Source organism: Limosilactobacillus pontis DSM 8475, assembly GCF_001435345.1.
GTDB lineage: Bacteria > Bacillota > Bacilli > Lactobacillales > Lactobacillaceae > Limosilactobacillus > Limosilactobacillus pontis.
Window position 1 is genome coordinate 172,353 of the sequence record NZ_AZGO01000065.1, and the last position, 13,707, is coordinate 186,059.

Sequence of the window (13,707 nt, forward strand, 5' to 3'; positions counted from 1 at the left end):
GTAGAATAGTTTCTAGAGTTGATTGTTGCAAGGAGGATTTTTTTTAATGGCTGAAAACAATGAAAAGAACAACGATATGTTAAAGGCACTCGATAGCATTGAAACCGTAAAGGTGGGTGATGTTGTCAAGGGTGAAGTTTTGGCAATCGATGACGATCGTCAAGCTATCGTTGGTATCAAAGATGCAGGGGTTGAAGGTGTCGTCCCTGCTAAGGAATTATCAACCAAGCCAGTTGAAGACATCAATGATGCAGTTAAAGTAGGTGACGAATTAGACTTAGTTGTCATCTCCAAGATCGGTAGCGATAAGGAAAATGGTAGTTACTTACTTTCTCACCGTCGTCTTGAAGCCCGTAAGGTATGGGATGACATTCAAAAGAAGTTCGATGATGGTGAAACCATCACTGCTAAGGTTACCCAAGCAGTTAAGGGTGGTTTAGTTGTTGATGCTGGAGTACGTGGCTTTGTCCCTGCTTCAATGATCACTGATCACTACGTTGAAGATCTGAATCAATTCAAGGGCCAAGAACTTGAATTCAAGATCATCGAAATCGAACCAAGTGAAAACCGTTTGATTCTTTCCCACAAGGAAATTGTCAAGGCTGAACACGAAAAGGCTGCCGAGAAGATCTTTGCCGAATTACAACCAGGTGACGTTGTTGAAGGTAAGGTTGCACGGATGACCAACTTCGGTGCCTTCATCGACCTTGGTGGTGTTGATGGCCTGGTTCACGTTTCCGAAATTTCCTACGACCACGTTGACAAGCCTTCAGATGTTCTGTCTGCCGGCCAAGACGTTAAGGTTAAGGTACTGAGCGTCGACCCTGACCGTGAACGGATCTCCCTTTCCATCAAGCAAACGCTTCCTGGACCATGGGATGACATCGAAGAAAAGGCCCCAGCTGGCTCTGTTCTGACCGGGACGGTTAAGCGTCTGACCAGCTTTGGTGCCTTCGTTGAGGTATTCCCTGGTGTTGAAGGTTTGGTTCACATTTCCCAAATCTCCCATAAGCACATCGCTACGCCAGCTGACGTGCTGAAGCCAGGTCAAGAAGTCAAGGTTAAGGTCTTAAACGTCGACCCAGAACGGCAACGTTTAGGCTTATCCATGAAGGCTCTTGAAGAGCGTCCAAAGGGTGAGGATAACGACAACCGTCGTGGTGGCCGTCGTTCACGCCGGAACAACAACCGCAACGCCATGAACAATGCCCCTGAAGAAGAAACAGGCTTCTCCATGGGTGACCTGATTGGTGACAAGCTGAAGGACTTACGTAATAACTAATTACGATTAAGTTGCATTCGGGAAGGCTGAGAAGAAAGGTATTTCTTCCCAGCCTTTCTTTTATTCAAAGGGGTGAATATTATGGAAAATCCTGTTGTTGCAGTGGTTGGCCGGCCGAATGTCGGCAAGTCAACCCTTTTTAACCGGATCGCGGGGGAACGAATCTCGATTGTTGAGGATACGCCGGGTGTTACTCGTGACCGGATCTATGCCCACGGTGAATGGCTGGGCAAGCACTTTAACCTGATTGATACCGGGGGGATCGAACTCTCTGACCAGCCCCTGCTGACCCAGATTCGGGAGCAGGCTGAGGTCGCCATTGATGAGGCCGACGTGATCATCTTCGTTGTTGATATCGAAAACGGGGTCACTGATGCCGACGAGCAGGTGGCCCGGATTCTCTACCGGTCGGATAAGCCGGTGGTCCTGGCGGTCAACAAGGTCGATAACCCGGAGCGGCGTAGTGACATCTATGACTTCTACTCACTGGGACTGGGCGAACCATACCCGGTTTCTAGTGTCCACGGGGTCGGGATGGGGGACCTGCTGGATGCGGTGATCCACCGCTTCCCGGACAATGTCGCCAATGATGAGGACGACAGCATTCACTTCTCCTTCATCGGACGGCCAAACGTCGGTAAGTCCTCCCTGGTCAACGCCATCCTTGGTCAGAACCGGGTGATTGTTTCCAACGTTGCGGGAACCACCCGGGACGCCATCAACACCAGCTTCACAACGAAGGATGGGCAGGAGTTCACAATGGTCGACACCGCCGGAATCCGTAAGAAGGGCAAGATCTACGAGAACACTGAGCGCTATGCCCTGATGCGGGCCATGCGGGCCATTGACGATAGTGACGTGGTCTGCGTCGTCCTCAATGCCGAGGAAGGGATTCGGGAGATCGACAAGCACATTGCTGGTTACGCCCACGAGGCCGGTTGTGGGGTGATCATCGTCGTTAACAAGTGGGACACCCTAAAGGAGAAGGACCACCGGACGATGACCGACTTTACCAACCTGACCCGCCACGAGTTCCAGTATCTGAGCTACGCACCGATCATCTTCGTCTCTGCTAAGACCAAACAGCGGCTCAACCAGTTGCCGGACCTGATTGAGGAGGTCAACGCCCACCACAAGCGCCGGGTCCAGTCATCGGTTCTCAATAACGTCTTGATGGACGCCATCGCCGCCAACCCAACGCCGACGACCAATGGCAAGCGGCTGCGGGTTTACTATGGAACCCAGGTGGCCACGGCCCCGCCGACCTTCGTGATCTTTGTCAACGATCCTGAGCTGATGCACTTCTCCTACCAGCGTTACCTGGAGAACCAGATCCGGTTGGCCTTCGATTTCAGTGGGACCCCGATCCACCTGATCAAACGTCAACGGCAGTAAAAATTTTCGGCTTTTGAATCCCTAAAAAAAGCCTTAAAAATTGGAGAAAAGCGCTTGCCAGTAGGGTTTCACTATGCTAACCTTAACATTGAAATGATGCGAACTCCTCGTAATTGTTTCGTTAATTTTGGACCACTCAAAATTAACATTCATTGACGTTATCTCAATAGCGTTGATTTGTGGGAGGTGAAATCAAATGGCAAACAAAGCAGAATTAGTAAGTAACGTTGCTGCCGCAACTGGCTTGACTAAGAAGGATGCTACGGCTGCTGTTGACGCTGTCTTCAGTTCCATCCAAGCATCTTTGGCTAAGGGTGAAAAGGTTCAACTGATCGGCTTCGGTAACTTCGAAGTACGTCAACGTGCTGCACGTAAGGGCCGTAACCCACAAACTGGAAAAGAAATCCAAATCCCTGCAAGCAAGGTACCAGCATTCAAGCCTGGTAAAGCTTTGAAGGATGCTGTTAAGTAATTAACAGTCTTATACTAAAAACGGGAAGGCTAGCCCAGCTGGTCTTCTCGTTTTATTTTTAGCCTAATCTCTGCTATTCTAAAAACAAGTTAACGAAGAGGAGCGACCATAATTGACATATTCAGAACAAATGCTTGACCAGTTGGAGAAGGGGGAGCTGACGGCGGCTAAGGGGACCTTCCGCCAGGCCCTGGCTAACGACAGTGATGACATGCTATTTAGCCTTGCCGAGGAGTTGTACGGGTTGGGCTTTCTCCGTCAGACCCGCCGTGTCTACCTGACCCTGCTCGACCGCTACCCGGATGAGGATGAGCTGCGGACCAACCTGGCGACGATCGCTATCGATGAGGGGCACAACGACGAGGCCCTCTCTTACCTGGCTCAGGTGCAACCCGACTCCCCGGCCTACCTGGAGTCCCTGCTGGTGGCGGCGGACCTCTACCAGACTGAGGAGGAGTTTGAAATCACCGAACAGAAGCTAAGGGAGGCCGAACAACTGGCCCCCGATGAGCCGGCTGTCCAGTTTGCCCTGGCCGAATTTTACTTCCTGGTCAGCCGCTTTGACGACGCGATCGACTACTATTTCCGCCTGATCAAGAACGGCTACACCGACTTTGCCAAGGTCGACATCGCCGGTCGGCTGGGGATGTGTTATGCCCAAAGCGGACAGTTCAAGCAGGCCCTGGGCTACCTTAAGCAGGTCAAGCCGGCCTACCGGACTAGCGATATCCGCTTCCAGACCGGGTTGACCCAGCTCCACCTCGGCCAATTGGATGACGCAATCAAGACGCTCACGGACTTGATTGGCGATGATGACCAGTACGCCTCCGCCTACCCGGCCCTGGCCCAGGCTTATAGTAGGCAACGCAACTACCCCCAGGCACTACGGGCGATCCAGGAGGGGCTGGCAGTCGATCAGTACAACGAGCAGCTCTATGCCCAGGCGGCCGAGATCGTCAGCCACCTCGGTAACCACCAGCTGATGGCGAAGTACCTCAACCGGGCCCACGAGCTGGATCCGGATAACCTGACCATTATCCTCCAGTACAGTAACTTCCTCCTCCACCAGCATGACGATGCTGCCAACATCAAGCTCCTTACGCCACTGATCAAGAACGACGAGGTTGATCCCCAGGTCTACTGGAACCTGGCCCGTTCCTACCAGCGGATTGAACAGTTGGACCTGGCCAGCAAGTACTTCCGGGCGGCGGCACCGAGCTACCAGGATGATCCAACCTTCCTGAAGGAGAAAATCGACTTCGATCGGGAGGTGGGTGATACCGGTGACCTCGTGAGTGAACTTCATCGTTACCTAACCCTGGTGCCAACTGACGCGGCGATGCAGGACCTCCTGGACGAGTACGAGGAATATTAAGACCAAATTAAAAGCATCGACAGTCAATGAATTGCCGATGCTTTTTTAGTTAAGCTTGAGGAGGAGGTGCTGGTAGTAGAGGAGGGAGGCCGGATCGAGCTTTAGGCGGTCCATTAGCTCCCCGTCACTCAGGTCACGGTGGGCAGCCAGTTGGGTGAGGATGTAACCCTGGTGGAGGTACTTGGGCGCGAGGTGAAAGCCCAGGTAGTCCTGGTCAGCGCGCAGGTACTTGTGGAGGCCGGCGTTGGTCAGCTGGGGTGCGTCCGGCTGGTAGCGCTGCTTGAGAAAGAGGTCGCCGGAATTCTGCAGGGCCTGACGGGGGGCGATGAAGTCCCGGTACCGCCGGAGAAATTCCCGCTCAATCGGGTCAGTGATCATGACCTGGTCGAACACCCGGTAGAAGCCGGGCTGGAGAAATTCGCCGACCGTGAAACCGTGCTTGACCAGCAGGAGGGTCAGCCGGGTGTAGTAGTGGACGTGGTCGTCCTGAAGGATCGCATCTAGTTTTGCCAGCCACTTGGTCGAAATCCGCTGGCCAGGGTCAACCGCCTGGCCGTGCAGGGTCAACGTCGGGTAGGTGGTGATCAACTGGTGGGTGAAGAGGTAGCGAAAGTAGCGGTTGAGCTGGGAGAGGATCTTGTTGTAGGTCCCCATGGTGATGCCCTGCTGGGTACGCAGGGTGTTGAAGTAGGCGCGGACGTCGCTCTCGGTGAGGTTGGCCAGCCGTGGATCACGGGCGAAGGCGGGGCGGTTGGCCAGCAGGTAGTTGAAGAAGTTGGTCAGGGTACTGTTGTAGGTGTGAACGGTCAGCGGGGCCAGTTTCTTCTGGTTACGGAGGAACTCCTGGAATTGTTTTTGGTAGGGATAGTTCATTTGTCAATGCACTCCTTCCTTGACAGTTGTAATTTACTTTAACTATACCACCAAAACCACATTTCACAACGAAAAACGATTTGTTATAATCAATAACAGACGAACAGAAGGACTTGATAAAATGAAAATTGACAAGCTGCCGGCAATCTTTGCGCCGGCCCGCCCCGTCCTGCAAAAGATTGAGCAGGCGGGCTTTGAAGCCTACTTTGTCGGGGGGTGCGTCCGCGACACCATCCTGGGCGACCCGATTCACGACATCGACATCGCGACCAGCGCCTATCCCAGTGAGATAAAGGCGATCTTCAAGCGGACCGTCGATACCGGGATTGAACACGGCACGGTAATGATCTTAGACCACGGTACCGGTTACGAGACGACGACCTTCCGGACCGAGTCGGGCTACCAGGATTACCGGCGTCCTGATTCGGTGACCTTTGTCCGCTCCCTGGCCGAGGACCTCAAGCGCCGTGACTTTACGATCAACGCCCTGGCCCTGCGTGAGAATGGGGAGGTGATCGACCTCTTCGATGGCCTGGCCGACCTGGCCCGCCACCTGATCCGGGCGGTCGGTGACCCCAACGAGCGCTTCCACGAGGATGCCCTACGGATGATGCGGGCGGTCCGCTTCGCCAGTAAGCTGGACTTCGTGATCGACCAGCCAACCCTGGCCGGGATCCGGGAGAATGCTCCCCTCCTGAGTAAGATCGCGGTGGAACGGATCCAGGTAGAATTTGAGAAGCTGTTGCTGGGCCAGCGGCCGGTCAGCGGGCTGAAGGACTTCATTGATACCGGCCTATACCGTTACTGCCCCGGTCTGGTCGACCAAGAGGCAGCCCTGAGCCAGCTTTTGGTTTTGAACAACTGGCAGCTGGAAAATACCCAGCAGGCATGGGCAATGCTCTGCTTCCAGCTGGGCTTATCGAATAAGCAGGTGGCTGGCTTTCTCAAGCGCTGGAAGACTTCCAATGACCTAATTCGGCAAGTCAAACGGATTATCCCACTGGTGGCCGGACTACGGGACAAATCCCTGGATGCCATGGCGATGTTTGCCGGTGGTTGGGACGCCCTCCACGATGCCAACCAGGTGGCTAAACTTTACGGCTGGGCCGAGGAGGATCCAGTGCTTGAGAAGCGCTACCAGACCCTACCGATTAAGAGCAGCAATGAATTGACCGTCGATGGGCGGAGCTTGATGGCCGACGGGGGGATTAAGCCCGGTCCCCAGCTGGGCCGGATCTTAAACGACCTGACGACGGCCGTGGTCGAAGGGCGACTGGCTAACAACCGTGACACCCTCCTGACGGCGGCCCGGACACTTGCAGAAGAAAAGGGGTAAAGAATGCAAACAATGCGCGCAGAGGGTCTGACCAGTACCTATGGCGAGAAGACCCTCTTTAAGGATATTGACTTTATCATCAACGAAAATGACCGGATCGGGCTGATCGGGGTCAACGGCAGTGGGAAGACCAGCCTGCTCAACGTCATCAGCGGGGCGGTTAGTCCGGAAACGGGGACGATCACCAAGCCCAACGACTACACGATCGGATACCTGAAGCAGCAGCCGGAACTAGATGCGGACAAGACGATCATGGAGGCCATCTTTGAGGGGCAGCAGCCGGTCTTCAAGACGATCCGGGCCTACGAGGGTGCCCTCCAGAAGTTCAGTGACCAGCCCACGGATCCCCAGGCCATCGACCGTTATACCAAGATGCAGGCCAAGATGGACCAGGAGGACGCCTGGGAGGCCGATAGTCAGGTCAAGACGATCCTGACCCAGCTGAAGATCACTGACACCAGCCAGCGGATTGGTGACCTGTCCGGGGGCCAGCAGAAGCGGGTTGGCCTGGCCCAGGTCCTGATTGAACAGCCGGACCTCCTCCTGTTGGACGAGCCGACCAACCACCTCGACTTAGACTCAGTCATCTGGCTTCAGGACTTCCTGCGCAGCTACAAGGGTGCCGTCCTGGTTGTCACCCACGACCGTTACTTCCTTGACCAAGTCACTAACCACATCTGGGAGCTCTCATTCGGCAACCTCTACCATTACGAGGGGAACTACCAGGACTTCGTGGCCAAGAAGGCAGAACGGGTCGAACTGGCCCAGGAGACCGAGAAGAAGAACCAGCAGCTCTACAAGAAGGAGCTGGCCTGGATGCGAACGGGAGCCAAGGCCCGCAGTACCAAGCAGAAGGGGCGGATCAACCGTTTCCACGAGTTAGCGGGCAAGGTTGGAAACCTCCAGACCGACCAGGACATCGCCATCAACCTGGGCTCCCAACGGCTGGGTAAGGATGTGATTAAGTTCAAGGATGCCAACTTGACGCTCGGGGACCACCGGATCTTAAACGACTTTAACTGGCTGGTCCAGGCCGGTGAACGGATCGGCATCACCGGTGAGAACGGGGCCGGCAAGACCAGCCTGCTCAACGTGATCGCCCAGCGGGTCCCCCTGGATAGCGGGGTGTTGAAGATTGGGGAGACCGTTAAGCTCGGCTACTACACCCAGCAGACCGAGGGGGTCGACGACAGCAAGCGGATGATTTCGTTTCTGAGTGAGATTGCCGAGAACGTCACCGATAAGGATGGCCACAAGCTCAGTGTCACCCAGCTCCTGGAGCGCTTCCTCTTCCCCCGTTTCATGCACGGGACCCTGATCCGGAAGCTCTCCGGGGGTGAGAAGCGCCGGCTCTACCTGCTGAAGATCCTGATGCAGCAGCCCAACGTCCTCCTCTTGGACGAACCGACCAACGACCTGGATATTGGGACACTGACGGTCTTAGAAGACTACCTGGATAGCTTTGCCGGGACGGTCATCACCGTCTCCCACGACCGCTACTTCCTGGACAAGGTGGCCGACGACCTGCTGATCTTCCAGGGTAACGGCCAGATTCAGCGCTACACCGGCCGCTTTACGGACTACCTCAAGGAGGAGCAAGCGGTCAAGGAGAGCCAGCAGGCAGCCAAGGCAACGACCAAGAAGAGCCAGCCACCGAAGAAGGTTGCATCGGCGCCCAAGAAGAAAACTAAACTCACCTACGCGGAGCAGCTGGAGTGGGACCACATCGACGACGACCTCGATGCCCTCGATCAGCAGCACCAGGACCTGGAGAAGCAGATGGCCGCGGCGGCCAGCGACTACACCAAGCTGGCCGACCTGCAGAAACAGTTGAACGCGGTCCAGAAGCAGATCGATGAAAAGACGGCCCGGTGGGAGTACCTAAGCAACTTTGTCGATGAATAAAATTAAAATGGGGTGCTAAAAATGGCCACCCCATTTTTGTGATATGTGATATATTATTAGCAACCATGACAAGGAGTGCGAGAACAAGATGACAGAAAACATCAACGAACAGCAGTACCTCGACCTGGCCCGTTACGTCCTGGAACACGGCCACGAGAAGTCGGATCGGACCGGGACGGGGACGCGGTCGGTCTTCGGCTACCAGATGCGCTTTGACCTCAGCCAGGGTTTCCCCATCCTAACCACCAAGAAGGTGCCCTTTGGCCTGATCAAGAGTGAATTGCTCTGGTTTTTGCGGGGGGACACCAATATCCGTTTCCTCCTCCAGCACCACAACCACATCTGGGACGAATGGGCCTTCAAAAAGTGGGTCACCAGCCCAGAATATCACGGCCCGGACATGACCGACTTCGGTCACCGCTGGCTGACGGACCCGGCATTCAAGAAGCAGTACCTGGCCGAGAAGCAGGCCTTCTGTCAGCGAATTCTTGATGACGATGACTTTGCCAAGAGGTACGGTGACCTGGGCCTGGTCTACGGAAGCCAGTGGCGGCACTGGAAGACGAGCCAGGGGAAGACGATTGACCAGCTGGCCAACGTGATCCACCAGATCAAGACCACCCCTGATTCCCGGCGGATGATTGTCTCCGCCTGGAACCCCGAGGACGTGCCGTCGATGGCTCTGCCACCATGTCACACCATGTTTCAGTTCTACGTCAACGACGGCAAGCTGAGCTGCCAGCTCTACCAGCGCAGTGCTGACATCTTCCTCGGGGTGCCATTTAACATCGCCAGCTATGCCCTGCTAACCTCGATGATTGCCCACCAGTGCGGATTGGAGCCCGGGGACTTTGTGCACACCCTCGGGGATGCGCACATCTACCTTAACCACCTTGCGCAGGTTAAGGAACAGCTCACCCGGACACCCCACGCAGCGCCCCAGCTGATTTTGCCGGACGCCCCGAAGCCGATTGACCAGTATCAGATGACTGACATTCAATTGGAAGGCTACACCCACGAGCCGGCAATCAAGGCGCCGGTGGCAGTCTGAGGTGACGGCGATGACAGCGATTAGTTTTGTGTGGGCTGAGGACCTGGATGGTTGGATTGGCAAGGACAACACCCTGCCTTGGCACGTGCCGGCCGATATGCGCCACTTCAAACAAGTCACGATGGGTCAACCAGTCATTATGGGGCGCCGGACCTATGAGTCGATCGGCCGGCCCCTGCCACACCGGGAAAACATCGTCCTGACCCACCGAGACCTTATGATTCCCGGGGTGACGGTGGTCCATGATAAGGCCGCACTCATGGGGCTGCTGGACCGGCTGCCGGACGGTGAAAATGCCTGCGTGATCGGCGGGGCCGGGGTGTTTGACGCCCTGCTGCCGTGGGCGACGACCCTTGAGAGGACGGTTATCAACGGCCACTACCATGGTGACACAAAAATGCCACCGGTCGATTATTCCCGGTGGCATTTACTTGATCGGCAGACCGTCGATGGTGACGGTGCCGCGCCAGTCTGCTGGTTTGAGCAGTGGCAATTAAACGAATAATAGGATGGAGAAGTACATGAAGGCCGTCCCAACCAGGACGAAGAAGTGCCAGATGAGGTGGGTGTAATGACTTGGCCGGCTATAGAGCAGGGCACCCAGGGTGAAGGTGATTCCCCCGGCCAGCAACAAGCCAAAGCCCACCGGCCCCAGAGCGCGCCAGAGAGGGATGAAGGCGAAGACGCATAGCCAGCCCATCAGGACGTAGATCAGGGTCGAGTAGTTACTCTTATGCTTGAGCCAGATGCTCTTGTATACGACCCCAAGGACCGCCAGTGCCCAGATGATTCCGAAGAAGGTCCATCCCGCCCAGCCGCGGATGGCGACCAGGCAGTAGGGGGTATAGGTGCCGGCGATCAACACGAAGATCATGGCGTGATCAAAGATCCGGAAGAGCCGGCGGGCCCGGGTGAAGTAGAGGGCGTGAAACAGGGTTGACGACAGGTAGAAGAGGACTAGGATGCTGCCGTAGACGGTGAAGGTGACAATCCGCATCGGGTCACCGGTGGAAGCAGCCCGGATGATTAAAAAGACCAGTCCGGCGATCGCCAGTCCGGCCCCGATCCCGTGGGTCACCGCGTTGGCAATTTCGATTAATAGTTCCTGACGATTCTGCACCCGGTTGGGATTGTTCGATGTTCTGATCATGATAATTACCCCTTTCTGGTTGATCAGCGATGAATTCTTGATTGAGATTTGCTATACTAAAGGCTGAATGTTAACGAATTTAATCATTCAACATTCAATAAAATGTGTATAATAGTTTTGTAAATTCTATAGCTGGTTTTGACAACTAGGTTAATTATAACACAGATATACACACAGGGAGAGTAGATTTTCCATGGCAAAGGTTAAAATAGTTTGTGATTCTTCCGCCGGCCTGACCGAGGAAGAGATTAAAAAATACGATATTACAATTGTTCCATTGACCGTGATGATCGACGGGACGGTCTACACCGAACGGGAGACGATCACCAACGAGCAGTTTCCCGAGATGATGAAGAATGCCAAGTCCCTGCCCAAGACGTCCCAGCCGCCAATTGGCAAGTTTGTCGACGTCTTCGACAAGCTTGGCGAGGACGGCAGTGAGGTCCTCTGCGTAACGATGATGGCCTCCATCTCCGGGACCGTTCACGCGGCCCAGCAGGCGGCTGAGCTCACCAAGGCCAAGGTGACGGTTTACGACTCGCAGACAACTGACCAGGAGATGGCCTTCCAGATCGTGGAGGCCGCCCAGGTCCTGGAAAACGGTGGTAGTGTTGATGACGCCATCGCCAAGATGAAGGAGGTCCTGGATAAGAGCAAGCTCTACCTGGCAATTGATAACCTCCACAACCTGGTGGCGGGTGGCCGGATCAGCAAGTTTGCCGGCGCCCTGTCCAGCCTCTTGAACATCAAGGTGATGCTCCAGGTTTCCGGTGGGCAGATCCACATCCTGATGAAGGGACGGGGAACCAAGGCCATTCACAAGGAATGGGACAAGCTCCTGGGTGAGATGGCAGCCGGCCCCAAGGTTAAGGCGATTGGGATCTCTCACGTCCAGGCCGATAAGGAGGTTGCCCGGCTCAAGGAGGCCCTGGGTAAGCTCTATCCAAACATCAAGGTAGTCGTTCGTGAGACGGTGCCAATTATCGCAACGCACACCGGGATGGGTGCCTGCTGTCTCCTGTACTACACTGAATAAGAAACACGGCGGTCAGATAGCGGCCGCTTTTATTTATCCAAAAAGGGGTGTTGTCTGTGAAAAAGAGAGGATGGCTGGCGGCCGGGCTGGTTCTGGTGGTTGCACTGGTGGCCGTCTGGGCCTGGCATGTCCACGTTTCAGCCGCCGGGAACCAGGGTCGTGAGCGGGTGCGGGTCACCAAACCGCGGTACGTGGAGCGCAAGCACGTCAAACTGGTGGCGCTTGGTGATTCCCTCACCCACGGCCAAGGTGATGAGACCAATAATGGTGGCTACGTCGGCATCATCAAGAAGAAGGTTGAACACCGTTACCGCAAGACAAGTGTGACAACGGTTAACTACGGGGTCAGTGGCGATCGGTCCGATCAAATTCTGGCCCGGTTAAACAGCCAACAACAGCTGCGCCGGGACCTCCGTCAAGCCAACGTGATCACGATGACCGTTGGGGGCAACGACCTGATGCAGAAGTTAGAACAGGATGCCACCAACTCACCTGACCGGATCAACCGCGATGTCGAACTTGCCAGCAAGACCTACCGGGCCAAGCTGAACAAGCTTTTCACGGCAGTTCGCAAGCAGAATCCCCACGCGCCGATCTTTGTGATGAGCATCTACAACCCCTTTTATACCTACTTTCCGGACGTAACCACCATCAGTGATGCCGTTGTCTACTGGAACCAGACGACCAGGCAGGTGATGAGCGGGTACTCGCGGATGTATTTCGTGGATATCAACCACCTGATGTCATACGGTCAGTACAAGACCAAGGCCGCCCGACAGCAGCTGGCGGCCAAGGAGAACCGGGTTAACCACGGTAAGGTCAGTCAGGCCCGGTCCATTAAGGTCATGAACAACGAGGACAAGAATCTGAACGACTACATTTCCACCGATGATAACTTCCACCCGAACCATACCGGTTACGAGCACATCGCCCAGGAGCTCTTTAAGGCGATGGTGGACCATGACGGTTGGGAATACGTAAAGAGGTAAGCCAATGAGTAAGTTAGCAACAAAACATTTCAATATCTGGAAGTGGGCCTTCTTTGTCCTGCTGGCGGCGATCGTCGTCTCCGGGGCGGTGGTGGTCCATAAGGCGGCCACCCCCGCGCCAGCTCCCGAAGTTAGCCGGCCGGCGACGGTCAGCAACACCTCGCTGACGGTGGTTCTGAACCGCAAGCAGGTCAATGCCCTGTCGGCCAACTACCTGAACAAGTTCCTGAAGGGCCAGCAGGTCAAGTACCACTTCATGGTGGGGGAAAAGTACGCCACCCTGGTTGGTGATACCAAGTTCATGGGGGTCAAGGTCTGCTTTGCCATTAACTTCATTCCCCAGATGACCAAGCAGGGCAACATCCTGCTCAAGGCCAAGGGGCTCTCGGTCGGGCAGTTGAACATCCCACTGCGCTTTGTGATGGGCTACATCGCCAAGAACTACAACATCCCGAAGTGGGTCTCGATCAACGCCAAGAAGAAGACGGTCCTGCTCGACCTCAACCGTTACAGCAAGCACCGTTCACTGAAGTACTCGGCCAAAGAGATCAACATGGCAGACGGCCGTTTCCGCTTCCTGATCACCGTGCCAACCGACAACTAGGAGGAATGAATAATGCGTGATAGCTTCTACCGCTTTTTGATGACCCAGCGCAAGCCGACCGACGCCGATGAGGTGGAACAGTTTGCCAACAACGCCTTTTTAGACAGCAGCTTTCCCAAACAGTCGACCGACTTTGATGAGATTTCTAAGTACCTGGAAGAAAATGCCGAGTACCTGCCGTCAATGACCATCTTTGATACGGCCTGGCAGCGGTACCTGGATGCAATGAATTAAGGAGG

At 55.1% G+C, this 13,707-nt stretch carries 14 protein-coding genes; 12 read left to right on the forward strand and 2 right to left on the reverse strand.

Annotation, left to right across the window (positions count from 1 at the left end; genetic code table 11):
- Nucleotides 1-46: 46 nt before the first annotated feature.
- The 4 genes from rpsA to FD34_RS07770 all read left to right on the forward strand — a co-directional run bounded on the left by rpsA (nucleotide 47) and on the right by FD34_RS07770 (nucleotide 4,524).
- Nucleotides 47-1,282 carry a 30S ribosomal protein S1 gene (gene rpsA, locus FD34_RS07755; protein WP_057808258.1) on the forward strand — a complete coding sequence of 412 codons (1,236 nt, stop codon included), beginning with the start codon at nucleotides 47-49 and terminating at the stop codon, nucleotides 1,280-1,282.
- Between the two features lie 81 nt (nucleotides 1,283-1,363).
- Nucleotides 1,364-2,677 (forward strand): ribosome biogenesis GTPase Der, encoded by a 1,314-nt coding sequence (gene der / locus FD34_RS07760; protein WP_057808259.1) that lies wholly within the window; start codon nucleotides 1,364-1,366, stop codon nucleotides 2,675-2,677.
- Nucleotides 2,678-2,873: 196 nt separating this feature from the next.
- The gene (locus FD34_RS07765; RefSeq protein ID WP_057808260.1) at nucleotides 2,874-3,149 is read left to right on the forward strand and encodes an HU family DNA-binding protein; all 276 of its coding nucleotides are present in this window, start codon (nucleotides 2,874-2,876) and stop codon (nucleotides 3,147-3,149) included.
- Between the two features lie 112 nt (nucleotides 3,150-3,261).
- Nucleotides 3,262-4,524, forward strand: a complete 1,263-nt coding sequence (locus FD34_RS07770; protein ID WP_057808261.1) for a tetratricopeptide repeat protein — start codon at nucleotides 3,262-3,264, stop codon at nucleotides 4,522-4,524.
- Between the two features lie 45 nt (nucleotides 4,525-4,569).
- Here the strand turns inward: FD34_RS07770 and FD34_RS07775 are convergent, their stop codons facing one another.
- Nucleotides 4,570-5,397 carry a site-specific integrase gene (locus tag FD34_RS07775; RefSeq protein WP_057808262.1) on the reverse strand — a complete coding sequence of 276 codons (828 nt, stop codon included), beginning with the start codon at nucleotides 5,395-5,397 and terminating at the stop codon, nucleotides 4,570-4,572.
- A 121-nt stretch (nucleotides 5,398-5,518) separates the two neighbouring features.
- On the opposite strand from FD34_RS07775, the gene FD34_RS07780 reads away from it, so the two are divergent.
- The 4 genes from FD34_RS07780 to FD34_RS07795 all read left to right on the forward strand — a co-directional run bounded on the left by FD34_RS07780 (nucleotide 5,519) and on the right by FD34_RS07795 (nucleotide 10,194).
- Entirely contained in the window at nucleotides 5,519-6,733 is a 1,215-nt protein-coding gene (locus FD34_RS07780) for a CCA tRNA nucleotidyltransferase (RefSeq protein WP_057808263.1), read from the forward strand.
- 3 nt (nucleotides 6,734-6,736) lie between these two features.
- Nucleotides 6,737-8,638: an ABC-F family ATP-binding cassette domain-containing protein gene (locus FD34_RS07785; RefSeq protein ID WP_057808264.1), complete on the forward strand. Its 1,902-nt coding sequence runs from the start codon at nucleotides 6,737-6,739 to the stop codon at nucleotides 8,636-8,638.
- 88 nt (nucleotides 8,639-8,726) lie between these two features.
- Complete coding sequence (locus FD34_RS07790) at nucleotides 8,727-9,689, forward strand: thymidylate synthase (RefSeq protein ID WP_057808265.1); 963 nt, start codon at nucleotides 8,727-8,729, stop codon at nucleotides 9,687-9,689.
- Between the two features lie 10 nt (nucleotides 9,690-9,699).
- Complete coding sequence (locus FD34_RS07795) at nucleotides 9,700-10,194, forward strand: dihydrofolate reductase (RefSeq protein WP_057808344.1); 495 nt, start codon at nucleotides 9,700-9,702, stop codon at nucleotides 10,192-10,194.
- Here FD34_RS07795 and trhA read toward each other — a convergent pair.
- On the reverse strand, nucleotides 10,183-10,839 hold the full coding sequence (trhA, locus tag FD34_RS07800; protein WP_057808266.1) for a PAQR family membrane homeostasis protein TrhA: 657 nt from the start codon (nucleotides 10,837-10,839) through the stop codon (nucleotides 10,183-10,185). The two genes, FD34_RS07795 and trhA, sit on opposite strands and share 12 nt — an antisense overlap.
- A gap of 193 nt (nucleotides 10,840-11,032) precedes the next feature.
- On the opposite strand from trhA, the gene FD34_RS07805 reads away from it, so the two are divergent.
- From FD34_RS07805 to FD34_RS07820, 4 genes are read left to right on the forward strand one after another with little or no spacing between them, the layout of a single operon-like run.
- Nucleotides 11,033-11,875, forward strand: a complete 843-nt coding sequence (locus FD34_RS07805) for a DegV family protein (RefSeq protein WP_057808267.1) — start codon at nucleotides 11,033-11,035, stop codon at nucleotides 11,873-11,875.
- Between the two features lie 56 nt (nucleotides 11,876-11,931).
- Nucleotides 11,932-12,864, forward strand: a complete 933-nt coding sequence (locus FD34_RS07810; protein ID WP_057808268.1) for an SGNH/GDSL hydrolase family protein — start codon at nucleotides 11,932-11,934, stop codon at nucleotides 12,862-12,864.
- Between the two features lie 4 nt (nucleotides 12,865-12,868).
- Nucleotides 12,869-13,468: a YpmS family protein gene (locus FD34_RS07815; RefSeq protein WP_057808269.1), complete on the forward strand. Its 600-nt coding sequence runs from the start codon at nucleotides 12,869-12,871 to the stop codon at nucleotides 13,466-13,468.
- 12 nt (nucleotides 13,469-13,480) lie between these two features.
- Nucleotides 13,481-13,702, forward strand: coding sequence for a YozE family protein (locus tag FD34_RS07820; protein WP_057808270.1), 222 nt, complete (start codon nucleotides 13,481-13,483; stop codon nucleotides 13,700-13,702).
- Nucleotides 13,703-13,707: the final 5 nt, after the last annotated feature.

Coding starts and splice junctions, on each gene's coding strand:
- rpsA (WP_057808258.1), top strand. CDS start 47: ATGGCTGAAAACAATGAAAAGAACAACGATATGTTAAAGGCACTCGAT.
- der (WP_057808259.1), top strand. CDS start 1,364: ATGGAAAATCCTGTTGTTGCAGTGGTTGGCCGGCCGAATGTCGGCAAG.
- FD34_RS07765 (WP_057808260.1), top strand. CDS start 2,874: ATGGCAAACAAAGCAGAATTAGTAAGTAACGTTGCTGCCGCAACTGGC.
- FD34_RS07775 (WP_057808262.1), bottom strand. CDS start 5,397: ATGAACTATCCCTACCAAAAACAATTCCAGGAGTTCCTCCGTAACCAG.
- FD34_RS07780 (WP_057808263.1), top strand. CDS start 5,519: ATGAAAATTGACAAGCTGCCGGCAATCTTTGCGCCGGCCCGCCCCGTC.
- FD34_RS07785 (WP_057808264.1), top strand. CDS start 6,737: ATGCAAACAATGCGCGCAGAGGGTCTGACCAGTACCTATGGCGAGAAG.
- FD34_RS07790 (WP_057808265.1), top strand. CDS start 8,727: ATGACAGAAAACATCAACGAACAGCAGTACCTCGACCTGGCCCGTTAC.
- FD34_RS07795 (WP_057808344.1), top strand. CDS start 9,700: ATGACAGCGATTAGTTTTGTGTGGGCTGAGGACCTGGATGGTTGGATT.
- trhA (WP_057808266.1), bottom strand. CDS start 10,839: ATGATCAGAACATCGAACAATCCCAACCGGGTGCAGAATCGTCAGGAA.
- FD34_RS07805 (WP_057808267.1), top strand. CDS start 11,033: ATGGCAAAGGTTAAAATAGTTTGTGATTCTTCCGCCGGCCTGACCGAG.
- FD34_RS07815 (WP_057808269.1), top strand. CDS start 12,869: ATGAGTAAGTTAGCAACAAAACATTTCAATATCTGGAAGTGGGCCTTC.
- FD34_RS07820 (WP_057808270.1), top strand. CDS start 13,481: ATGCGTGATAGCTTCTACCGCTTTTTGATGACCCAGCGCAAGCCGACC.